The sequence below is a fragment of the Ruegeria sp. PrR005 genome, from assembly GCF_010500245.1.
GTDB classification, from domain to species: Bacteria; Pseudomonadota; Alphaproteobacteria; order Rhodobacterales; family Rhodobacteraceae; genus Ruegeria_B; species Ruegeria_B marisflavi.
The window spans coordinates 224447-247582 of record NZ_JAAGOX010000022.1 but is presented as its reverse complement, the minus strand read 5'-3'; the positions used below and the strand labels follow the sequence as shown (position 1 = coordinate 247582).

The window sequence follows — 23136 nt, the reverse complement described above, 5'->3', positions numbered from 1 at the left end:
ACTCAAATCCGACCCGACCACTTGCGCACCGGGTCGAAACAAGGCTCACCCGCGCAACCGCGCGCCCGCCGGATCGAACGGCGGCTCGGCCAGCAACACCGCCTTGTGCGGTTTGCCCAGCAGGAACACTTCCAGCACGTCGCCCGGTTTCGCCACCGCCGGATTGGCATAGCCGATGGCCAGTGATTTGCCCACCGAGTAACCATAGGCGCCCGAGGTCACCCGCCCCACCGGCTTCCCGTCGGGCGTAAAGATCGGCTCGCCGCCACTGGCGTCAGCCCCATGCGCGGCCTCGATCTCGAACACCGACAGCACCTCGCGCACCGGGTTGTCCTTGATCTTCAACCAGGCCGCCTTGTTCAGGAACGCCTTGTCCGCCTTGATCAGCCGCTCCAGTCCCACTTCCTGCGGCCAGTATTCCGGGCTGTATTCCCGACCCCAGGAGCCATAGCCCTTCTCGATCCGCAGACTGCCCAGCGCCCGGCTTCCCACCGGCCCGCCGCCGATCTCGCGCGCGGCCGCAATCAGCGCAGTGTAAAGCCTCACCTGGTCCGCCTCGGCGCAATGCAGCTCCCATCCCAGATCGCCGGTGAAGCTGACCCGGATCGCCAGACAGGTCACGCCCGCCACCTCGATCATAGCCGAGCGCATGAAGGGGAAAGCCTCGTTCGACAGATCGGCATTGGTCTGCCGCTGCAACATGTCGCGCGCCTTGGGTCCGGCCACGTTATAGCCCGCGATGCGGTTGGTCGCGACCTCCAGCGTGGTGCCGCCGGGCAAATCCACCATGTTGAAGAACCGCTGGTGATAGCGTTCGGCCATGCCGGACCCCACCATCATATAGGCATCCTCGCCCGTCATGGTGATGGTGAAATCGCCCGCGATCCCGCCCCGCACACCGATCAGCGGCGTCAGACAGGATCTGCCCACGACAGTGGGCACCCGGTTCGCCACCAGCCGGTCCAGCCAGTCCCGCGCACCCGGCCCCTTGATCTCGTAATTGGCAAAGTTCGAGATGTCGATCACGCCCACCTGCTCGCGCAGCGTGCGCACCTCGCGGCCCACCGGTTCCCACCAGTTCTGCCGGGTAAAGCCCACGGTCTCACTCACTCCGGGCTGCTCCGCGAACCACAGCGGATGCTCCCAGCCACAGTTCATGCCAAACACCGCGCCCATCTCCCTTTGCATCTCGTATGCCGGACGCACCCGCGCCGGCCGCCCGGCGCTGCGCTCCTCGTTGGGGAAATGGATGGCAAAGCGATGGGTATACTGGTCCTGCACCCGCGCCTTTGTGAATTTCTTGTCGGCCCAATCGCCGAACCGCGCCAGGTCCCAGGCGAACATGTCGTATTGCGGCTCGCCCTCGATCATCCATTGCGCCGCCAACAGGCCCAGACCCCCCGATTGCGAAAAGCCGGGAATGATGCCGCCGCAAACGAAATAGTTTCGCAATTCCGGCACCGGCCCCCACAGGGCACTCGAATCCGGCGACCAGATCATCGGCCCGTTGATCACCCGCTTGACGCCCGCCGTCGCCGCCACCGGCACCCGCTCGGTCGCGCGGATCACGTTTTCCATGATCCGGTCCAGATCGTCTGGGAACAGGTCATGGGCAAAATCCAGCGGCGTGCCGTTTTCGGCCCAGAACTTCATGTCTTTTTCATAGGCGCCGATCAGCAGCCCGTTGCCTTCCTGCCGGAAGTAATATTCGCCATCCCGGTCCGCGATCGAGGGCAGGCGGCGGCCCAACGCCGCCACCTCTGGGATGGCCTCGGTCACGAAATACTGATGCTCGGTCGGTTGCAGCGGCAGGGTGATCCCCGCCAGCGCCGCCACCTCGCGCCCCCACAGGCCCGCCGCATTGACAACCCATTGCGTGTGAATATCGCCCTTTTCGGTACGCACGATCCAGCTGCCATCCGGCTGGGGCTCGGTTCCGATCACCGGACAGAACCGCTCGATAGTGGCGCCCATGGCGCGGGCTCCGGCGGCATAGGCATAGGTCACGCCCGACGGGTCCACGTTGCCGCCATCGGGTTCGTACATGATGCAGCGGATATCGTCGAACTGCGCCAGCGGGTGCAGTTCCTTCGCGCGATCCTTGTCGATCTCGTAGAAATTCAGCCCGTAATACCGCGCTTTGGCCTCTTGCAGCCGCAGCTGGTGTTCGCGCGCTTCGGTCTGCGCCAGATAGAGCGAGCCCGCCTGGAACACGCCACAGCCCTGCCCGGTCTCCTTCTCCAGCTCCTTGTACAGGTTCATCGTGTAATGCTGGATACGGGTGACGTTGTTATTGTCGTGCAGCCCGTGGATGTTCGCCGCCGCATGCCAGGTCGATCCGCTGGTCAGCTCGTCCCGCTCCAGCAACACGACATCGCGCCAGCCCAGTTTGGCCAGGTGATAGAGGATCGAGCAACCGACAAGACCACCGCCGATCACGACGGCCTGGGCATGGGTTTTCATGGGGCGGGTCTCCGTTCTATGTCCCGAACGACCCTAGCCGCAGACCCGGCCCCGCACCCGCCAAAAATTCTGGGGTGGGGGGCCGGTTTTTGTTTTGCGTCAGGCTGCGATTGTCTTCATCGCCGCCAGGAACTGCGCCACCTCGTGAACGCTGTTGTAATGGCACATCGACACCCGCACGCAGCTGTCCAGACCCAGCGGATCAAGGATATTGCCCGAGTAGTGATCGGCCTTGCGCACATGGGTGCGGATGCCCTGCGCATTCAGCTGCGCCACCACCTCGGCCGAGGCCACGCCCTCGACCCAGAGCGACACCAGCCCCTCGCGCGCCGGGTTGTCGATGCCGCCGATGATATGCACCTTCTCCATGTCCTTCAGCCCGGGCAGGTTGCCGGTGCCATGGATCATCGCGTCGGTCAGCGCCTTTTCCTGCGCATGGATCGCCTCGCCCGCCGCCACGAACCGCGCCCGCCGGTCTGTCGCATCGCTCACCTGCGCGCCCAGCCAGTCCAGGTAATCCGCAACATCGGTCAGCGTCGCATAGCTGCCGGTATCCCGCGTCCCCATCTCCCAATTGTCTGCCGGCCCGTTGAGCAGCCCGTTATGCGGCAATTTCGTCAGCCGGTCCGAGATCCAGGCCAGCCCATAGCCGTGGCGCGAGAACATCTTGTAGGGCGAGATCACATAGCCATCGACACCGTAAGCCGCCAGGTCGATCCGCCCATGCGCCGCATGCTGGATGCCGTCCACGATGATATAGGCCTCGGGCGCCACCGCCCGGATCGCCGCCGCGATCCCCTCCAGGTCCACCCCCATTCCCGTCACGGGCGAGGTATGGACGATGGTCGCCACCACCGTGTCGGGCGTCACCGCCGCGGCATAGGCCTCGGCCGTCACCGTGCCTGTCGCATCGTCATGGGCCACCAGCACATGCCGCTGCCCCGCCACCCGCGCCCAGCGGTCACAGGCACTGCGCGAGGCCGGATGCTCCAGCGTGCTGCCCAGCACCACCCCCGGCTCGGTGCCCAGACAGGCGTTCATGATCAGACGGAACGTCAGCTCGGTGCCGCTTTCGCCGACAAAGAACTGCCCCCCCGGCGCGTTCATGAACACGCGCATGTCGTCCTTGGCCTTGTTGATCACCCGCACCAGCTCGTGGCTGCCCGGGTTGTCGCGTCCTTGGTTGTCGGGGATCGCCGCATAGCGGGCCGATGTCTCGACCACCGAATTCAGCGTCAGCGCGCCACCGGCATTTTCAAAGAACACGCGCGGGCCCTGCACCGGGCACTGGTCGATTTGCGCGAAACGGCTGCGGATTTCGGTCAGCAACGCGGGGGTGATCTGGGTCATGCAGGCTCCAAAAGGCTCGTCCACGGATTCGCGCGCACGCTACGCGCGGACGCGGGCAATGACACGCAAAACTTTTGGGGAGGAAGGGCGGGTTTAAAAGAGGTACCAGCGATGCCGGCACTAAGTCGTTGGCAAGTTGATGCTTTCGGCCCTCTGCGGACCTTTTCCCCGTTTGCAGTCTCCGCAATGCCGCGTCACCGGACCTGCCATTCGCCGCAGCCGCACAATCTCAAGAACGGCAAAGGCCGGCAGAGCGGACGACGCGCAGGTCTGAGAAATTCGGAATTTTCTTTTTTTTGGCAGACTTCGGGACACCTTGGGTTTCCAGAAAATCCGTCGTGTTTCTGCGAATGTGATCAGCGGCAACGGCTCAAGTGTTTGCGCTTAGGTTTCCTCGGAAGCTCTTTGGCGACGAACCGGTCCACTCCCTGAACGCACGGCGAAAGCTTTTCGGCTCTTTGTATCCCAGCATTTCGGCGATCCGTTCGACCGGAATGTCCGATTTCTGAAGCATTTCGCGCGCCTGTTCCTCGATAAACTTGCTTCGGATTTTCCTGTATGCCGTCCCTTCCGCGCGAAGAGCCCTCTGAAGTGACCTGGATCCGATCCCAATATGGGCCGCAACGCTGCGCTCGGACGGCACATTTGTCGGAAAATGAGCGCGCATGATTTGCAGAACCATGCCTTTCATGGACTGAACCGGCTCAACGCCCATGAGCGCTCCGAGTTCCTCCAATGGAATAGTCTTTTGCATTTGCATGGTTTGCGGGTTTCGCGTGGCAAGGTCGCTGAGCCGAATCGCGACAGACGGAGATTGGACGCCAGTCCTCACAGGTGCGCCGAGTATATCCGCCAGCATCAAGGTGTCGTCGCTACTCCCATCGGGAAGCTCGAACCAATCGGGCCGCCAGTCCGCCCCGAGGAAATACCTGACCACTTTGGAGATAACGAACAGCGCCCCTTCGTCAAGATGCCGGTGGCCGACAACCGACATGCCCTTCGAGTCTCGTCCGACAACAACGTGCGTGTCAGTCTGTCGGAAGACGATTTCAGAGCCAGGATGCGTAAGCGACAACGCGCGGCGGCCGCGATCGAGCGCAGATCCCAGATCGGGTGCGCCCAGCACATAGTTCGCATAGGCTCCGTAGGCCAAGTAGTCGAAGGCCTGGCCAACCCTGGCACCCAGATGGCGGTCGCCTATCGCGCGGGCGACGGACTCCAGAATGACGGCCTCAGCGGCGTAGGAAACAAACCCGGTTCCTTCTGACAGCATCTTACGGTCGAGACCGGCCGTCCGAAGCGCACTCTCGACGACGTGTTTCGGGACGAAGCTGTCGAGAATGTCCACGACGTGCGCCAGTTCGATGATGTTGACCAACTTCTGTCTCATGGCGTCTCTTTGTCACAAAATGACCGGTGGCACTATGATAAAACGCCAGGGAAACGAAGGCTTGAGAGGCGACTCATGAAAGGTAAACAATTGGCAAACCGCACATTTGTGTTTCTGACATTCCTGGCCGCGATAATCTCTGGTCCCGCTCACGCCCAGAACTTCGACGCCACAATGGACCAACTTGCCGACAGCAGGGAAATCCCGGTTGTCGTCGACAACTTTATCCGTGCCGCGACAGACATCGAGTTCGGCAAATATGTTGCCCTCGCCAGAGGGGTGAACAAGTTCTACCACTTCCGCGATATGATGCCCGTCGACAATCAGACGACCATCAGCGCAAACCGGGATACGCTCTACAGCACAGCGATCATCGATATCAGCGAGGGCGCCACCTTCACTCTTCCCGATGTCGGCGACCGCTACATGTCGGCGATGGTCATCAACCAGGATCACTACCTTAACAAGGTCTTCCACGGCGGCGGCACCTATACGCTCGACATGGACACGTTCCACACGCCCTATGTCGCCGTCTACCTGCGCGTGCTGCTGGATGCGACCGACCCCGCGGACCTGGCCGCCGTCCATGCGATCCAGGACCAGATGTCGATCGAGGCCGCTTCGTCCGAGCCCTTCATCGTCCCGCCCTATGACCAGGAGAGCTACATGGGGCTTGTTAAGGCCGCCGTCGGTGTCGGCGCCTACCTGCCGAACAGTTTCCACATGTTCGGCAAGAAGGAGGATGTCGATCCGGTGCGGCATTTCATCGGGACGGCCGGGGGCTGGGGCGGATTGCCCGAGGATGAGGCACTTTATCTCGGGATCTCGCCGAACCTACCGGTCGGGAAATACAAGATCGAAGTGCCTGCCGAGGTTCCGGTCAAGGATTTCTGGTCGGTCAGCCTCTATGATGCGAACCGCTATTTCGCGCCGAACGCGATGGGCGCCTATGTCGTCAATTCCGTCAGCGGAACGCGCAATTCGGACGCTTCCATGACCGTGCACCTGGGCGGCTGCGAGGACGGGCGCGTGAATTGCCTGCCGCTCGTCGAGGGGTGGCAATACACCGTGCGGCTCTATCGAGCAGCGCCGGAGGTGCTGGATGGAAGCTGGGTCTTCCCCGGCGTCGAACCCGCAAATTGACAGAAAGGACAGAGAACATGCGAAATCTCCTTCTTGCCGTTGCGCTCTTGGCATCCGCGCCCGTCTTTGCCGAGGACATCACGATCCAGAACCTCATGCGCGCCGAGAGCGACACGATGTTCCGGCTCTCCATGAAGAACAACGGAACTGGCGTCGGCGAGATCGCCCATGAGCGCGAAGTAACCTCCGCTGACAAACCGCAGCCGATCATCCGACCCAACCAGGACACCTTGTATTCGGCCGCCATCATCGACCTGTCCGAGCCGGTGACGGTGACGCTGCCCGAGGGTGACGGGCGATTCCAGTCGGTGCTGGTGATCAGCCAGGACCATTACAACTTCGCCTATGCCGAACCCGGTGCCTATGAACTGACCGAGGACGAGGTCGGAACCCGTTTCGCGATGCTCCTGTTCCGCACCTTTGTTGACGCCGGCGATCCCGACGATGCCGCGCGCGCTCATGCGGTACAGGACGGAATACGCCTCGAAGGCGGCGGAACTGGCCCCTTCGAGGCGCCGGACTGGGACCTTGAAAACCTTGCAGCAGCGCGTAAGGCGATCAGCGACCTCGCCGCTGCCGTCGGCCTCGATGCCAGCATCGCCTTCGGCCGTCGCGACGAGGTGGACCCGCTTGGCCATCTGATCGGGATGGCGGGCTGGGCGGGGCAGCCGGCCACGACGGCCAGTGCTTTCGTCGACGCCGTCGACAAGAATGACGGCGAGACCCCCCACGCCGTAACGCTGCAAGACGTGCCGGTGGACGCGTTTTGGTCGATCACCGTCTACGACGCCGACGGCTTCCTCGCGCCGAACGATCTGGGACGGAACAGCTACAACAACACCTCGGCCACCCCGAATGAGGACGGCTCCTACACCATCCATTTCGGCGGCTGCGATGACGGCCGGATCAACTGCATCCCCCTCACACCGGGCTGGAACTACACGGTCCGGCTCTACCAGCCGCGTGCCGAAATCCTCGACGGCAGCTGGACCTTCCCGGATGTCCTGCCCGTAAACTGATGACGCCACGGCCCGCGCACCGCGCGGGCCGACCGGCAAGAGGAAAGAGCCTTCGATGGTGACAAAGCCACCTGTCCAAACGGCCAGTTGCGCCGTCTTCCTGGCGTTTTCCTTGGCGAACTCCGCAATAGCCGAGGACAAGCCGCGCCTCATCCTCCAGATCACCGTCGACCAACTGCGCGGCGACCTGCCGTTCCGCCACTACGACCAATTCGGGCCGGGCGGATTCCGCTATCTGATGGATCAGGGCGTCTACTATGGCAACGCCCACCACGCCCACGCCAATACCGAAACCGTCGTCGGCCACACCACGCTGGCCACCGGCGCGCATCCGGCGGCCCATGGCATGGTCGGCAACCTCTGGTTCGACCGCGCGACCGGGCGCACCATCTACAATGTCGAGGACGCCGACTATCCACTCCTCACCCGGGGCGCTGACGTGAACCCCGAGACCGAGGTCGACCCCACCCAGCTTGCCGCCAGCTCAGATGGCCGCTCACCCCGCGCCATCCTGACCACCGCCTTTTCCAATGAACTGACCATCGCCACCCAGGGCCGCGCCAAGGTCTTTGGCGTCTCGGTCAAGGATCGTGGCGCCGTCTCGATGGCGGGTCACACCGGCAAGGCGTTCTGGTTTTCCAAATCCGCCGGGGAATTCGTCACCTCCAGCTATTACTACGACAGCTACCCTGACTGGGTGACCGATTGGAACGCCAAGGATTTTCTGCAAAACTATCTCGGCACCTCGTGGGAGCTGATCCATCCCATCGACAGCTACCTCTTCGGAGACCGCGACGATCAGGAATGGGAAACCGACCTTGCCGGTTTCGGGCGCACCTTCCCGCACCCCTATTCCACCGTCGATCCGCTGTCCTGAAAGAACGATCCCTATTTCCCCACGCTCCTCACCTTCAGCCCCGCCGGGGATGATATCACCGCCGATTTTGCCAAGACGCTGATCATCGCCGAGGGCCTGGGTCAGGATGATGTCACCGATTACCTATCGGTCAGCTTCTCGGCGACCGATTATGTCGGCCACGGTTTCGGCCCCTCCAGCCTGGAGGCCTAGGAAAACCTGCTGCGGCTCGACCGTACCCTGGCCGATCTCTTTGCGTTCATCGACGCCGAAATCGGGCTTGAGAACACCCTGATCGCACTCTCCGCCGATCACGGCACACCCGAGGCACCGGGATACCTGGCCGAGTTGGGAGAGATGGGCGGCTACGTCAACCCCGAGCACTGGGCGACCCAGCCCGCCGCCGATCGTATCCGCGCGCGCTTTGGCCTTAGCGGTCCGCTGATTGCGGGCTATGACCACCCCTACCTCACCCTCTCGGACGAGGTGCACCGCCGCGACGACATCGACCTTGTCGCGCTGGAAACCGCCATCGCCGAAGAACTGTCAACCTTCGAAGGTATCGCCTTCGCCGTGCCGTCGTCCCGCATTCGCATCGGTGCCCTGCCGGACAATGCGCTGATGCGGGCGGTGGCCAACAACTACAATCCCGACCGGTCGGGCGACATCTATCTGGTGACCAGTCCCGGCTGGTTCATTAACGATTTCGACGGTCTTTCGGTCACGGTCACCCACGGCTCGCCCTGGCGCTATGACACCCATGTGCCCATCGCCTTTGCCGGTTTCGGCCTCGCGCCGCAACGAGTCTCGCGCCGGGTGCACACGGTCGACGTGGCCCTGACGCTCTCCGTGGTCGCAGACACGCGCCCACCCGACGGCGCCGCAGGAGAGGTGCTGGGGGAAGTCATCGGACACTAGGCGCCCCGCGGCGATGCAAAGCGGAGACAGTGATTGGGTCGGATTGAATGTCGGCTTCCAGCTTCTCAGCCTGACGGGTTCGCGGTAGCAGAAAAGGACCGCTTCCCGCCCTTGTCGTCAACTCCACTACGCGCAACCCGGTCTTGGCATAACCCTATCCAATTCTTGCACCGTGACACACGCGCGCCGCAGCCCCATTTCCCCCCTCTGACCCCTGTACAAAACGGTCAATCGGGGTCGTTTGACCGGTACAAAACGGTCAATTCGGCGTGTTTTTGACCTTGGAACACAGTGTTTGCCCGGCTTTCGGCTTGAAATTTCCCCCCGTGATTCCTTGATTCCCTGCAAGGCGCAGGCACAACGCGCCACCTCCGGACGACGCAAGTCGGGGACAGATGAAGGATCTCACAACCTCCTGAAATAACAGGGAAACCTGTAGGGGGATTGAAATGATCCGAAAAATGTTCTATATTTGTTCCAGATTGGAGCGGAGGTTTTCACCGATGTTGACTGCCCAGCGAATTCACCCGTCCGACGGCCCCAGCAATGACTATCATCTGCTGCCCGTCACCGAAAAACAGTTGCGTTACGCCCGCGCGATCGCGCAACACTCGGCCCTTGAAATCCCGGTCGAGGCGCAGCGCGACCGCCGTGTTCTGTCCGCCTGGATTTCGGCCCACCGGCCTGCGTCCGAGTCGCGGTTCGATCGCTATCCCTCTGGTAAACAAGTGGCTTTTGCCGAGCGTATCGCTCGGGCCAAGCGCCGGACGGTGCCGCCCGAGTGTTTTCACGACAAGTCCGCCATGTCAGCCTGGATCGACCGGAACAGGTAAACGGGGGCTGTTAACTTCGGATTGACTCTCCTGACTTTTTTAGTCAGGAATTGGCCTTGCCAGATCCCCCGCGGGTCAAGCCAAGCCTGACTCACATCCGAGGGACACTTATGACACCGCAAACGCTCGCAGCCTCCGCGCTGGCCTTACTCTGTGCCACACCCGTTTTGGCCGCAGACAGAACCGCCGTACTCGTTACTTATACAAACATCGCCGAAGCAAAATACCAGGACAGCCTGACCGCTGCCCGTGCCCTAAAAGTGGCGATAAATGCTTTGGTATCAAAGCCTTCCCCGGCCTCACTCGCCGCCGCCCGCGACGCGTGGATCGCCGCCCGCGTCCCCTATCAGCAGACCGAGGTCTTTCGTTTTGGAAACCCGATCGTCGATGACTGGGAAGGACGGGTAAACGCCTGGCCGCTGGACGAAGGGTTGATCGACTATGTCGACGCCTCATACGCCGGACCGTCCGATGAAAATCTCTATGCTGCGTTGAATGTTATCGCGACGCCGCAGTTCGAACTTTCCGGTGTTCAGGTGGACGCGAACACCATCACACCGGCACTGCTTTCCGAAACCCTGCACGGGGCGGATGGGGTCGATGCCAATGTCGCGGCCGGATATCATGCCATCGAATTCCTGCTTTGGGGGCAGGATCTGAACGGCACCGGCCCGGGCGCCGGGAACCGGCCCTGGACCGACTATGCACAGGGTACAGATTGTACAAACGGCAATTGCGACCGCCGCGCAGCATACCTGCAAGCCGCCACCGACCTGCTGGTCTATGACCTGGAGTGGATGGCCGCGCAATGGGCTCAGGGGGGCGCGGCACGCGCGTCGGTATTGGCGGATGAAGCCGCCGGTTTGATCGCCATCGTGACCGGCATGGGCAGCCTCAGCTATGGCGAGCAGGCAGGCGAGCGGATGCGGCTGGGCCTGCTCCTGAACGATCCCGAAGAGGAACATGACTGTTTCTCGGACAATACGCACAACAGCCACTATTACGACGGTTTGGGCATTCAGAACGTCTATCTCGGCCGGTACCAGCGGTTGGACGGCGAAACGATCACCGGTCCGTCGCTGTCCGATTTGGTGGCCGAAGCCGACCCGGGTCTGGACGCGAAACTCCGTGCCAAGCTCGACACCACCATGGTGGCATTGGAGGCAATACGGACGGCCGCCCGAAACGGGATGGCCTATGACCAGATGCTGGCACGCGGTAATGCCGAAGGCGAAGCCCTGATCATGGCCGGGGTCGAGGGACTGATCGACCAGACCCGTTCGATCCAGCGTCTTGTTCCGGCGCTGGGCCTGGATGAAATCAACTTCGAAGGCTCGGAATCGCTCGACAATCCAGGCGCGGTTTTCCAATAGATTGACAAACAGCCAGCCAGCCTTCGTGGTGCGCCAAGCTGCTCCTCCAAGAAAGTAGCAAAATGAACATCCAAAAACTTGCGGCTCTGGCCGGCACCATTGCCTGTGCCTCCGCCGCTCAGGCCGAAGACAGACCCGGGTTTGTCTGGGAAGGGTCGGTGGAACTGGGCTTTGAATCCGTCTATTCCTCAGACGCCCCGGCCAACGAGACCGACACGGCCTATGCCAAGGGCGAGTTCCTTGGCACTTACAGCTTTGGCAACGGCGTTGCGATCTTTGCCGGGTTGACCTTTGAAGAGGTCGAAGATGCCGCTGCAAACGCCGGCTATGGTCTGTACCTGGATCAGTTGGGCGTGGAGTTCGGGGTCGGTCCAGCCACAGTGCAACTGGGCAAGGTGCATCCGGCCTTTGGCACCACCTGGGACGAGGCCGCCGGATATTTCGGCAGCACGCTGGCCGAGGATTATGAATTGACCGAGCAGATCGGTGCGCTGGCCGATCTGGACCTGGGGGTGGCAGGAGTCCTGTCCGTCGGGCTGTTCTACGCCGACGACACGGCGCTGAGCCAGTCGGCCGGGTTCAACCGAGGGCGCAACAACACGGCCCTGGGCGGTGCGGGCAATACGAGGCGGCTCGACAATGCGAGCCTGCAATGGCACGGCACATTCGGCGATACCCGGATCTGGGCAGGGGCCCGGCATCTCAGTGCGGGCGCTGGCGATGTCTCGGACGAGACCGGTGGATTTCTGGCCATCGGGCATACATTCGGCGGAGCGCTCGATGTTTTCGCCGAGGCTGCGGTGTTTGACGGGTATGGCGGCACTGCGGACAATGCCCGTTTTGTCACGCTGAATGCTGCTTATGCGATTGGCGAAGTGACGCTTTCGGGCACTGTGGCAACCCGGGATGTCGATAGCCTGGGCAAGACCGAACTGCTGTCCATTGGCGCCGAGTACGAGTTCGGAGACCGCTATCTGATCGGCGCCGCGCTGGCACGGATCGAGGATGCCGGTGTCACCGACCATGTGTTTGGCGTGAACTTCGAAATCGCATTGGGGAGCTGAGATGCATGAACGGCCGGTTCTAATCCTGACCTCGGTCTGCCTGACTGCCTTTGGCACTCAGACGCTTGCGGCCGAAGGTGATGCCGCACGCATTGCCGAGGTCATTCGCCCGGCCGAGGCGTTTGAACAGTCGGAACCCTATGAGGCCCTGCCCGGCGGGGCCGCAACGCTCAGAAACGCGGCGGATCGCGATGCGTTTTCGCACCCGTCGGCAAACATGAGTTTTGAGCGGGAACTGGATTTCCTGCTGGGCAAGGCCCTGTTCGAAAAGATCTGGGTGTCCGCGCCCTCGTCCACGCTGGCCTCGGACGGGTTGGGTCCGCTCTATGACGCGCGATCCTGCCAGGCCTGCCATATCCGCGACGGGCGCGGGCAGCCCCCTGATCAGGCTGGATCGGTGTCGATGGTTGTCCGTCTGGCCCAACCCGGTGGCGAACCTGACCCCACCTATGGACGCCAATTGCAGGACCTCGCCCTGCCCGGTCATGCCGCCGAGACGCAAATCAGTGTCAGTTATCGCGAGATCCCGGTCCATCTGGCCGGTGGTGAAACGGTTTTCCTGCAACAGCCCGACTACGAATTCGAGGCGCTGGCCTATGGCCCGCTGGCCAGCGAAACCGTGTTCAGCGCGCGGATTGCGCCACCCATGATTGGGCTTGGATTGCTGGAGGCGGTTCCTGAAGAAAATATCCTTGCGTTGGCCGACGAGGACGATCGGGACGGCGACGGCATCTCGGGGCGCGCCAATATGGTTTGGTCGCGGGATGGCGGTAAGCCGATGCTGGGGCGGTTTGGCTGGAAGGCCGGAGAGGCCACGATCCGCGATCAGTCGGCCGCCGCCTTTGCCAATGACATTGGCATCTCCTCGCCGTTGTTTCCGGACGGATGGGGCGATTGCAGCGCGGCGCAAGCGACCTGCCGCGCTGCGCCGCATGGCGATGGCGACATCCGCGAAACCGAGATTGACGGCGCGGGGCTGGAACTGGTGAGTTTCTACAGCCGCAATCTGGCGGTGCCCGAGCGGCGTTTGCCCGATGACCCCGAGGTCCTGCGCGGCAAGCAGGTTTTCTATGAAACCGGGTGCAGCGGATGCCATGTGCCCAAGCATGTCACAGCCCGCCTGCCGGATCAGCCGGAACAGAACTTTCAGTTGATCTGGCCCTATACCGATCTGTTGCTGCACGACATGGGCGACGGTCTGGCGGATGATCTGCCCGAAGGCCGCGCGAATGGCCGCGAATGGCGTACGCCGCCCTTGTGGGGCATTGGATTGACCGCCGAAGTCAGCGGGCACAGCCGTTTTCTGCATGACGGGCGTGCGCGGTCTCTTCTGGAGGCGGTCCTGTGGCACGGCGGCGAGGCAGAGCCTCAGCAGGCGGCAGTGATCGCAATGACGCCCGCGGATCGGGCCGTCCTGATCCGCTTTTTGGAGAGTCTCTGAAATGATCCGTATCTTGCTCTTCCCCTTGTTCCTGGCAGGTATGGCATGGGCCGATACAGGAAATGACATTCTGGATACCCATGTCCTGCCCGGGTTCGACCGGCTGGAGGCCAGGACGCAGACTTTGTCCGCCATGGCGGACGCAGATTGCAGCATGGCCTCGGCCCCACTGCGAGGGGCGTTTACCGACGCAGTCAAAGCCTGGACCGCTGTCAGCCATATGCGGTTCGGCCCGACCGAGGCGGAAAACCGCGACTTTGCGCTTGCCTTTTGGCCGGACACTCGGGGTATGACCCCCAAGGCGTTGACTGGCCTGATCGTGACCGAGGATCAGGCCGTTTCCGACAGCGCCGCCTTTGCAGAGGTTTCGGTGGCGGCGCGGGGTCTCTACGCGCTGGAATACCTGCTGTTTGACGAAAGGATTACGACCACTGGCACCGCCGAATACCGCTGCTCCTTGATCCGCGCTATCGCCGCCGACGGTGCCCGGCTGGCACGTGACATGGCCGCCGACTGGCACGACCGCTATGCCGCCCTGATGCGCAGCCCGGCGCCGGGAGGTACATATCAGTCCGAGGCGGAGGTGCTTCAGGAGTTCTTCAAGGCGCTGGGAACCGGTCTGCAAATGACGGCTGAGTTACGGTTGGGACGGCCGCTGGGCACCTATGACAAGCCGCGCTCGACACGGGCCGAGATGTGGCGCTCTGGCCTGTCTCTGGACCTGGTTCGCACCGCCCTGACATCGCAGCGGGAACTGGCGCTGCTGCTGGCTCAAGGTGATGAGCAGTTGCAAACCGAACTGGCCGCGAAATTCGATCTGGCGCTGGAGGCTGCAAGCCGGATTGACGACCCCACGCTGGCTGGGGTCACCAGCCCAAGCCGCCGGATTCGTATCGAAGCCTTGCAACAGCGGGTGAACGAGATCCGCGAAGCGGTGGCAAAGGACCTTGGCCCCAAGCTGGGCGTTTCGGCCGGGTTCAACTCATTGGACGGAGATTGAGAGATGCGCAACAGACGCGGTTTCCTGGCAGGACTGTTAGCGGCGAGCCTGACACCGAGGCTCAGTTGGGCGGATGCGGGCGCCCCCGCGTTATTGAGCGCTGGTCGGGCGCCTGATGGCGCTTACTTCCTCTACGGGGTCAGCCATCAGGGCGCCCCAACCTTTCGCATTCCCATCCCCGACCGGGGCCATGCCGCCGCCGCCCATCCCGACCGGCCCGTAGCGGTCGCCTTTGCCCGGCGCCCGGGACGGTTCGCCGTGGTGCTGAACTGCGTGACCGGGGCCGAGATCGCGCGGCTTTCCGCCCCCGAGGGGCGGCATTTCTACGGCCATGGTATGTTTTCTCCCGATGGAGCGACACTGTTCACCACGGAAAACGATTTTGAAGCGGGCGAAGGCCGCATCGGTCTTTGGGATGCAACCGCTGGATACCGCCGGATGGGAGAGGTGTCCTCGGCCGGAGTCGGGCCGCATGAAATGCGGCTGATGCCCGATGACCGGACGCTGGTCGTCGCCAATGGCGGGGTCGAGACCCACCCGGACAGCGGCCGGGCCAAGCTGAACCTGCCCGTGATGCAACCCAACCTCGCCTATCTGTCGCTGGATGGTGCGGTTCTGGAGGTGGTACAGATGCCGCCCGAACACCGGCAGAACTCGATCCGGCATCTTGATGTCAGCGGCGACGGGTTGGTGGCCTTTGCCATGCAGTGGCAAGGCGAGGAGACCGAACTGCGCCCTGTTCTGGGATTGCACAAGAGGGGCGCGGCGCCCCGAGCCGTTCCCGGTAGTGAGATCGAGATGCGCGCCATGAACGGCTATGGCGGCAGTGTCGCGTTCTTCGACGGGGGCGCACAGGTCGCCGTGTCATCGCCGCGCGGTGGCCGTGTTCAGCTGAGCAACGTGACCACAGGCAGAATTGCGCAGAGTGTCGAGATCGAGGACGTGTGCGGGCTGGGTCTGCTGGGTGGCCGTTTGCTCACCTCGTCAGGGACGGGACAACTGCAATGGATTGATGGCGCGTCGCTGAGCCGGGCCAGAATTGCATGGGACAATCACCTGATTCCCATCAACGCGGGGTAAGCCAATGCTACTCCTTGGACTGGCGCTGATGCGAGGCGACGGCCACCGCCGCCGACACGAACAGGCCAAGCAGGATGTAGCCGGTCACCGCCTCGGCCACGGCCAGGCCACGGCACATGCCGACGGGTTGCAGATCGCCATAGCCGACCGTGGTGAAGGTGACATAAGAGAAATACAGCAGTTCCGAGGCACGATCCGCCCCCAGAACACAACCGTCCGTGTACCCGAACGAGGCATAGACCGCCGCGTAAAGGAAGGGCACCGACTGGATAAAAGAGATGCCCATCAGCACGACCTGATGCTTGGGCTGACCGATCCGAACGACATAGGTCCAGAGCTGCATCAGCAGCCACGCCGCCAGGACGAGTGTAGAAATCGTACCCAGGGTGCCGCCAGCAAGGCCTTCGTCAACATTTGACAAAATACGGAATGCCAGGCTGCTGACGATGACCATGCCGCCTGCGGCTATCATAGTTCCGCGCCACTCGCGCGTCAGGGAATGCGGTTTGGCCATGTCGTGCTCCTCGATCTCCGGCTTCGATCATCTCTTGTCCGTCGAGATCTAGCAAGCGCGCAGCGGTTCAGTGGCTGCCGAGGTGTTCTTCTCCGCGCGCGCGGGCCAACGCGATCTGTTTCTGCCGTTCGCGAAAGCGCGTTTTGTCCGCGTCAGTCGTTTCATTGATGCAGAGATGACAGCTGACCCCATGCTCGTATTCCGGGCGTTTGCGGTCCTCGGGCAGGATCGGGCGGCGGCAGCCATGGCACAGTTCGTGCGGCCCCTCGACCAATCCGTGGCCGACCGAGACCCGGTTGTCGAACACAAAACACTCGCCCTGCCAGGTGCTGTTATCGGCGGGCATCTCTTCGAGATAGCGCAGGATGCCACCCTTGAGGTGATAGACCTGCTCGACCCCCTGCCCCAGCAGATAGTTGGTGGATTTCTCGCACCGAATACCACCGGTGCAGAACATCGCCACCCGTTTGTTGTGAAACCGTTCCTTGTTGGCCTCCCACCAGGCGGGGAATTCGCGGAAACTGTCTGTCCTGGGGTCGATGGCGCCTTCGAACGTTCCGATTGCCACCTCATAGTCGTTGCGGGTGTCGATCACCACGACATCCTCCGACCGGATCAGGTCGTTCCAATCCTGCGGCTCCACGTAATGTCCGACTTTGGCCAGCGGATCGACATCCGGCTGGCCCATGGTCACGATCTCTTTCTTCAGCCGCACCTTCATCTTGCCAAAGGGCGGATGGTCGCTCTGGGCTTCTTTCCACTCCAGATCGGCACAACCCGGCAGGGCGCGAATATGGGCCAGCACCGCATCAATCCCGGCGCGGGGGCCGGCGATGGTGCCGTTGATGCCTTCCTTTGCCAGCAACAGCGTGCCCTTGACATCCTGCGCCTGGCACAGGGTCAACAACGCCGGTTTCAGCGCGGCAGGATCGGGGAAACGGGTGAAATGATAGAGAGCGGCGATCGTGTACATGCCCGCGCCATACGCCCCGCTGCCCGCGATTTCAAGAGGCGCGATATATGGCGAAACATGCGTTTTCGATGTTGTTTTATTGAGTCTCACTGGCCAGGATAAGGCCATGCACCACGGCGGTGAACACCTCGGAATCCTGTTGCCGGGCTCCGGGCAAGACGCGACCCATCGCCGACCGGATCACCCCCATCAGGCTGGAACCGCCCACAAAAACGACCTGATCGACACTGTCCGGCGAGACCCCCGCATCGCGCACAGTCTGCATCGCGCAGCCTGCGATTTCGTCGGCGAAACCGGCCAGCGCCGCTTGCATCGCGGCATTACACAGATCAGCCCCTAGACCGCGTTCGATAATATCGAGCGTAATGCGACCCGCCTCGGCCCCGTTGGCAGCGATCTTGCCCGTTTCGACCGCATAGGCCACATCGTGGCCCAGATGCGATTCCAGCACCTCGGCCAGGCGTTCGAACAGGCGCGGCTGTTCAGCCAGGCGTGCCCAGCGTCTCACCTCGCGCAAGATGGCGGGGTCATAGACAAAGGCGATTTTTTCCCAACTCGCCAGATCGTGGAACAGCGCCCGGGGCGCGCTGTGGCTGGCATCGCCCAGTTCGGCGCCGATCCTGGTCTCGTATCCCAGCAACGGCATCGCATGTTCCAGGCTCAATATCCGGTCAAAATCGGTACCGCCGATGCGCAAGCCGCGGCTCGCCAAAACTTGGGTTGTCACGCCTCGCCGGTGACACAGGGTAAAATCCGAGGTGCCGCCGCCGATATCGACGATCAGCATCCGGCCCTGTTCCGCCACCGCCAGGGCCGCCGCCTCGGGCTCGGGCAGAAAGTCTACATCGCGGAACCCGGCCAGCAGATAAGCGTCGCGCAGGTCAATACGGGCTTGGGCGTCACGATCAGGTGCTGCGGAATGGAAATGGACGGGTCGGCCCGACAGGACGCGGTCAAACCTTTGCCCGCTGAGCTTTTCGGCGCGCTCCCGGATCTCGGCGAGAAAGCGGGCGATCACTTCGACCAGGGTCAAACGCTCGTTCAGAAACATGCGGGGTTCGCGGGCCAGAGGGGTGCCGAGAACGCTCTTCAGCGCGCGGAGAAAGCGGCCCTCTTGCCCGTCCATCATGGCGCGGGCTGCGTCGCTGCCATAGACATAGCGACGGCTGTCAAAATCGACGAACACCGCCGTCGGCAGGGTCTGCGCACCAGGCTCCAGAGGCAGAATCCGGGGATGCCCGGCCTGCACCAGCCCGGCGGCAGTGTTCGACGTTCCGAAATCCACGCCAAGACGTGTCATGATCCTCTCCGGGTCCGCGCGAAAGGGCCCGGATACATCCGGGAGCAGCCCGTCGCAACGGTCTTTGCGCGGCGTGAGGTTCAAAGGGTGCTTTTGCATGCCTCGCCCGCACGCTAGTGTCGATCCAAAAAGGGAGATAGCCATGCATGGCCTGATCGTGATTGATGTTCAGAACGATTTTTGCCCCGGTGGCGCGCTGGCGGTGCCCGATGGCGATGCGGTTGTGCCATTGATCAACGCGATGATGCGCGATTTCGACGCCGTGATCCTGACGCAGGACTGGCACCCGGCGCTGCATTCATCCTTTGCGTCCGCCCATTCAGGCGCCACGCCGTTTGAACTGATCCAGATGCCCTATGGCCCCCAGGTTCTGTGGCCGGATCACTGCGTTCAGAATACACGCGGGGCAGAATTCCATCCCGACCTTGTCACCGATGCGGATCTGATCATTCGCAAGGGGTTTCGCGCCGGGATCGACAGCTACTCGGGGTTCTTCGAAAACGACAAGACAACTCCGACCGGACTGGAGGGTTATCTGCGCAACCGCGGCATAGACCGGCTGACCCTAGTCGGTCTTGCGACCGATTTTTGCGTTCACTATTCGGCCGTAGATGCGGCGCGCCTGGGTTTCGACGTCACGGTGCAGATGAACGCCTGCCGTGCGATCGACCTTGACGGCTCCTTGCAGGCCGGGATCGACGCGATGACGTCGGCCGGTGTGAAACTGATCTCATAGTTGCCATTTGTTAAGGTCTCCCGGGCTAGAACCTTGGACACATGTCCACGTTATCCCGGGGTTCGCCGATGCAAGATACCGGGTCGCACGAAGCCGACCAACTGGCGGAATTCGAGCGGCGGTATAGCCGCCGCGGCCTCTTGATCCGCTATGCAAAGGGTCGAGTCAGGAATTTCGGCAACCGCCAGATCATGACATTCAGCGGCGGTCTGGCACTGACCTTGTCCGAAGGCCCTGAAACGGGGGCCATTGTTGTTCTTGTCGCCTTGTTCGGCGAATTGGTGGATTGCCTGTTCTTGTCGCGCCTGCCGCAGTTCCTCGAAACGGGTCACAATCTCCGCAAGATGCTGTTTCTCAGCTCGATCACGGCCCTGGTGCAATCGCTGACAATAGCGGTATGCGTCTTGCTGGCCTGGTTCGGCGAATTCAGCGGGTATTCGCCCCTGTTTACAATTGCCTTTGTGGCCGGAGCGGCGATCAATGCCGGTCTGGTGCTGCCGTTTCATCCGGCGGCCGGAGCAGTCCGGTTGACTGTCTATGCCCTGGTCACGCTGTCCATTTTTGCATTTGATGTCCTGGCCGCGAAACGCGTGGACTCCGTTTTCCTGATGGACGCCAGCGGCACCGCGATGCTCGCCTTCATGGTGGCGCTCTTCCTGATGTTCGTGAACTCCGGTTTTAACGCGCATCGGCGCACGACCCTGCGCCTGATGGAACAGGGCCGCGATCTGGTCCGTCACCAGAAAGAAGCACACCAATTGTCACTTGTCGCGCGTAACGCCAACGACAGCGTCATCGTATCGGATGCGACAGGGCGAATTGTCTGGACGAACGAAGCTTTTACCCGGATCACCGGTTTTTTGGCCGAAGAAGCCAGAGGCAAGCTGCCAGGCGAGTTGTTGAACGGGCCGGAAACCGATCTGACGATCTCGGATTCGATCGCGGCCGCGATCACGGCAGGGAAGAATTTTCGCGGCGAAATCCTGAACGTGACCAAGCACGGTCAGCCGATCTGGATGGATGTAAACATGGTGCCCATCGTCGACGAGGACGGCAATGTCGAAATGACGGTGGCGGTGGAGCGCGACATTACCTTGGGGAAGTCCCACGAACAGGAACTGGCCGCAGCGCGCGAAGCCGCCGAGGATGGGGCCAGGGCGAAAGCCGACTTCCTGGCAACGATGAGCCACGAAATCAGAACCCCGATGAATGGCGTGGTCGGAATGGCCGAGCTGCTTTCTGGAACCGCCCTAACCGAGGAGCAGAATGAATATGTCGAAACGATAAAGAGTTCGGCGGCCGCCCTGCTGGCGATCATCAACGACGTTCTGGATCTGTCCCGGCTGGATGCCCACAAGATGGAAATCCATCCGGTCGACTTTGATCTGCTGGCCTGCCTGTCGGACACGGTGCGCCTGATCCGACCTCAGGCCAACAGCAAAGGGCTAAGGCTTTCGCTTGAGACGCTGACCGAAGTACCGGAAATCGTGCATGCCGATGACGGGCGTCTGCGACAGATCCTGATCAACCTGCTGGGAAACGCGGTGAAGTTCACCGAGCACGGCAACGTTTGTCTACGTCTGTCGGTAGAGGAGGCAGCCATAGGCCATACTGCGGTTATCGAAGTCGAAGACACCGGCATCGGTATCCCGGCCGAAAAGATCGAGCATATTTTCGAACGTTTCTCGCAGGCCGAGGCCAACACCACCCGGACTTATGGCGGTACCGGGTTGGGTCTGGCCATCTCTCGCGAACTGGTCGGGTTGATGGGAGGCAAGCTCACGGTGGAATCGACCCTGGGAGAGGGATCGTGTTTCTCTCTGCGGTTGCCCCTAGGGCCCCCGGCTCAGAGCAACGGCCCTGGCCGGCAGATGAAGATCGCGGACGACGTTCTTGCGCAGCTGGACGGGCGCATTGTTCTTGTCGCGGATGACAACAAGATCAACAGGCTATTGATCGCGAAATTCCTGGCAGATCTGCCGGTGCAGCTCGAATTCGCATGTGATGGTCGGCAGGTCGTGGAGAAAGCCAAGTCCCTGGATCCTGACATCGTGTTCATGGATATGTCGATGCCGCACCTGAGCGGGATCGAGGCCACCCGGCTCATCCGCGAGTCAGGGAGTACGCGGCTCCCGATCGTGGCGCTTACGGCAAATGCCTATGACAGTGACCGCAAGGCGTGCCTGGATGCCGGAATGAACGACTTTCTGAGCAAACCGGTGGGCAGATCCGAACTGATCTCCTGTCTGCTCGAGCATCTTGTGCATCGTACCGATCCGGCCACGGTGCACCGAACCGCCTGATCAGGCGGGACAGCGAACCGTATTGCCCTGAATTGCCATACCGGTTCTGCTGGCGTATCCATGGCTGACCCAGATGACGAGGCAGGCCCAGTGGATATTGCAACCCGAGTCTATAACCACAAATGGAAAATAGATCCGATCGTCAGGTCGCTGATCGACACTGATTTTTACAAGCTGTTGATGTGCCAGTCGGTGTTCCGCAACAAGCCCGACACGGATGTAACGTTTTCCCTGATCAACCGGACCACGCGAATCCCGTTGGCCCGGCTGATCGACGAGGGCGAGTTGCGCGAACAACTGGACCACATCCGTTCCTTGCGACTGAGCCGGGGCGAAAGCACCTGGCTGCGCGGCAACACGTTCTACGGCAAACGCCAGATGTTCCGGCCGGATTTCATGGAATGGTTCGAAGGCCTGCAATTGCCGCCCTATCATCTGGAACGCAGAAACGACCAATACGAGCTGACGTTTGAAGGTAAGTGGCACGAGGTGATGTTGTGGGAAATCCCCGCACTTGCCGTCTTGATGGAATTGCGGTCGCGCGCGGTACTCAATGACATGCGCCGGTTCGAGTTGCAGATCCTCTACGCCCGCGCCATGACCCGCGTCTGGGAAAAGATCGAACGCCTGCGCCAGATCGACGGGCTGACCATTGCCGATTTCGGTACGCGGCGGCGGCATTCGTTTCTGTGGCAGGACTGGTGCGTGCAGGCGATGATCGAAGGTCTGGGGACAAAATTTACCGGCACCTCGAACTGCCTTATCGCCATGCGGCGAGAAGTCGAGGCTATCGGCACGAATGCACACGAACTGCCCATGGTCTACTCTGCCCTGGCAAAAGACGACGCAGCCCTGGCGCGGGCCCCCTATGATGTGCTCAGCGACTGGCACGAAGAGCACGATGGCAATCTGCGCATCATCCTGCCCGATACCTATGGCACAGCCGGTTTTCTTGACCGGGCGCCGGACTGGCTGGCGGGATGGACAGGGATCCGCATCGACAGTGGCGACCCGGCGAAAGGGGCTGAAACCGCAATTGCCTGGTGGAAGTCACGCGGCGAGGACCCCACACAGAAACGCATCATCTTCTCCGACGGTCTGGACGTGGACAAGATCGTCGAGTTGCACCGGCAGTTTTCGGGCCGGGCCAAGGTCTCGTTCGGCTGGGGCACGCTGTTGACCAACGATTTTCGCGGCCTTGTCCCGGACAATGGGCTGGCGCCATTTTCGCTGGTTTGCAAGGCCGTTTCGGCAAATGGACATCCGACCGTCAAGCTCAGCGACAACCCGGAAAAGGCGATGGGACCGGCGGATGAGGTCGCCCGCTACAAGCGCGTGTTCGGGGTTGGGGAACAGGACCGCATCCAGGTTGTTGTCTGA

General features: G+C 61.9%; 19 protein-coding genes. 13 read left to right on the top strand and 6 right to left on the bottom strand.

Features of this window, described 5'->3' with window-relative positions; genetic code table 11:
- Positions 1–45 precede the first annotated feature (45 nt).
- The 3 genes from G0P99_RS13680 to G0P99_RS13670 all read right to left on the bottom strand — a co-directional run bounded on the left by G0P99_RS13680 (position 46) and on the right by G0P99_RS13670 (position 5203).
- Positions 46–2463, bottom strand: a complete 2418-nt coding sequence (locus G0P99_RS13680) for an FAD-dependent oxidoreductase (protein ID WP_164130706.1) — start codon at positions 2461–2463, stop codon at positions 46–48.
- A gap of 99 nt (positions 2464–2562) precedes the next feature.
- Complete coding sequence (locus tag G0P99_RS13675; protein WP_164130704.1) at positions 2563–3813, bottom strand: aminotransferase class V-fold PLP-dependent enzyme; 1251 nt, start codon at positions 3811–3813, stop codon at positions 2563–2565.
- Positions 3814–4183: 370 nt separating this feature from the next.
- A complete protein-coding gene (locus G0P99_RS13670; RefSeq protein ID WP_164130702.1) occupies positions 4184–5203 on the bottom strand; it encodes an AraC family transcriptional regulator in 1020 nt (339 codons plus the stop codon).
- Positions 5204–5278: 75 nt separating this feature from the next.
- Between G0P99_RS13670 and G0P99_RS13665 the strand changes: the two genes are divergently transcribed.
- The 10 genes from G0P99_RS13665 (at position 5279) to G0P99_RS13625 (ending at position 15930) form a co-directional block, all read left to right on the top strand.
- Entirely contained in the window at positions 5279–6346 is a 1068-nt protein-coding gene (locus tag G0P99_RS13665) for a DUF1254 domain-containing protein (RefSeq protein WP_203583096.1), read from the top strand.
- Positions 6347–6363: 17 nt separating this feature from the next.
- The gene (locus G0P99_RS13660) at positions 6364–7365 is read left to right on the top strand and encodes a DUF1214 domain-containing protein (protein WP_164130700.1); all 1002 of its coding nucleotides are present in this window, start codon (positions 6364–6366) and stop codon (positions 7363–7365) included.
- A 55-nt stretch (positions 7366–7420) separates the two neighbouring features.
- On the top strand, positions 7421–8242 hold the full coding sequence (locus G0P99_RS24500; protein ID WP_203583095.1) for an alkaline phosphatase family protein: 822 nt from the start codon (positions 7421–7423) through the stop codon (positions 8240–8242).
- 198 nt (positions 8243–8440) lie between these two features.
- On the top strand, positions 8441–9139 hold the full coding sequence (locus G0P99_RS24495; RefSeq protein WP_203583113.1) for an alkaline phosphatase family protein: 699 nt from the start codon (positions 8441–8443) through the stop codon (positions 9137–9139).
- A 503-nt stretch (positions 9140–9642) separates the two neighbouring features.
- A complete protein-coding gene (locus G0P99_RS13650; protein ID WP_164130698.1) occupies positions 9643–9972 on the top strand; it encodes a hypothetical protein in 330 nt (109 codons plus the stop codon).
- A gap of 110 nt (positions 9973–10082) precedes the next feature.
- Positions 10083–11345, top strand: a complete 1263-nt coding sequence (locus G0P99_RS13645) for an imelysin family protein (protein WP_164130696.1) — start codon at positions 10083–10085, stop codon at positions 11343–11345.
- Between the two features lie 62 nt (positions 11346–11407).
- Positions 11408–12409 (top strand): porin, encoded by a 1002-nt coding sequence (locus tag G0P99_RS13640; RefSeq protein WP_164130694.1) that lies wholly within the window; start codon positions 11408–11410, stop codon positions 12407–12409.
- Between the two features lies 1 nt (position 12410).
- Positions 12411–13850 carry a di-heme oxidoredictase family protein gene (locus tag G0P99_RS13635; protein ID WP_164130692.1) on the top strand — a complete coding sequence of 480 codons (1440 nt, stop codon included), beginning with the start codon at positions 12411–12413 and terminating at the stop codon, positions 13848–13850.
- Between the two features lies 1 nt (position 13851).
- A complete protein-coding gene (locus G0P99_RS13630; protein WP_164130690.1) occupies positions 13852–14850 on the top strand; it encodes an imelysin family protein in 999 nt (332 codons plus the stop codon).
- Positions 14851–14853: 3 nt separating this feature from the next.
- The gene (locus tag G0P99_RS13625) at positions 14854–15930 is read left to right on the top strand and encodes a DUF1513 domain-containing protein (protein ID WP_164130688.1); all 1077 of its coding nucleotides are present in this window, start codon (positions 14854–14856) and stop codon (positions 15928–15930) included.
- 7 nt (positions 15931–15937) lie between these two features.
- On the opposite strand, the gene G0P99_RS13620 is transcribed toward G0P99_RS13625, so the two are convergent.
- From G0P99_RS13620 to G0P99_RS13610, 3 genes are all read right to left on the bottom strand, one after another.
- Complete coding sequence (locus G0P99_RS13620) at positions 15938–16444, bottom strand: potassium channel family protein (protein ID WP_164130686.1); 507 nt, start codon at positions 16442–16444, stop codon at positions 15938–15940.
- A 67-nt stretch (positions 16445–16511) separates the two neighbouring features.
- Positions 16512–17417 carry a rhodanese-related sulfurtransferase gene (locus tag G0P99_RS13615; RefSeq protein ID WP_164130684.1) on the bottom strand — a complete coding sequence of 302 codons (906 nt, stop codon included), beginning with the start codon at positions 17415–17417 and terminating at the stop codon, positions 16512–16514.
- Positions 17418–17493: 76 nt separating this feature from the next.
- Positions 17494–18717 carry an Hsp70 family protein gene (locus G0P99_RS13610; RefSeq protein WP_164130682.1) on the bottom strand — a complete coding sequence of 408 codons (1224 nt, stop codon included), beginning with the start codon at positions 18715–18717 and terminating at the stop codon, positions 17494–17496.
- Between the two features lie 142 nt (positions 18718–18859).
- Here G0P99_RS13610 and pncA point away from each other — a divergent pair, with 142 nt between their 5' ends.
- From pncA to pncB, 3 genes are all read left to right on the top strand, one after another.
- Complete coding sequence (gene pncA, locus G0P99_RS13605) at positions 18860–19453, top strand: bifunctional nicotinamidase/pyrazinamidase (RefSeq protein ID WP_164130680.1); 594 nt, start codon at positions 18860–18862, stop codon at positions 19451–19453.
- Between the two features lie 68 nt (positions 19454–19521).
- The gene (locus tag G0P99_RS13600; RefSeq protein WP_164130678.1) at positions 19522–21756 is read left to right on the top strand and encodes an ATP-binding protein; all 2235 of its coding nucleotides are present in this window, start codon (positions 19522–19524) and stop codon (positions 21754–21756) included.
- Positions 21757–21846: 90 nt separating this feature from the next.
- Positions 21847–23136, top strand: a complete 1290-nt coding sequence (gene pncB / locus G0P99_RS13595) for a nicotinate phosphoribosyltransferase (RefSeq protein WP_164131168.1) — start codon at positions 21847–21849, stop codon at positions 23134–23136.